The sequence below is a fragment of the Pseudoalteromonas sp. S2893 genome, from assembly GCF_005887105.1.
Lineage (GTDB): Bacteria > Pseudomonadota > Gammaproteobacteria > Enterobacterales > Alteromonadaceae > Pseudoalteromonas > Pseudoalteromonas atlantica.
This window is the reverse complement of record NZ_PNCY01000163.1, coordinates 1-359: the sequence shown is the minus strand read 5'-3', so window position 1 is coordinate 359 and position 359 is coordinate 1. Positions and strand designations below refer to the sequence as shown.

Annotated in this window: 1 pseudogene; it reads left to right on the top strand. The window is 40.7% G+C overall.

The features are described from left to right. Nucleotides 1-34 precede the first annotated feature (34 nt). Nucleotides 35-359, top strand: a pseudogene (locus tag CWC04_RS19790) (EamA family transporter); the annotation flags it as partial.

Here is a 359-nt window from a genome sequence, read left to right as displayed (position 1 = left end):
TCATGGTGGTTGTGCTTTAGTGGGCCTTTGAATCTTTGGCTTACATTATTTCGTTTTGTATTGGGCACACAACTTCCAGTCATCGGCACTGGCCTCTTTTGCATTTTCAATGTTGCTAATAATGAACATAGTCAACTCCCGTTTATTTTTTGCAAAGACCATTGCCTAACGTATTTACTGCGGCGCGTTTATATGCGTTGTGGGTATTATTATTCTGTTTTGGACGCATTTACAGCTATTCGTCTTGAGTAATGGTGCGTTTCTAGTGTTACTAATTGCCGTTGGGGGTACCTTTGTGGCTTCATTGGGCAATATGATTAGTGTACGTAATTCTAATCTTCAAATAGGTGTGCTGCAGG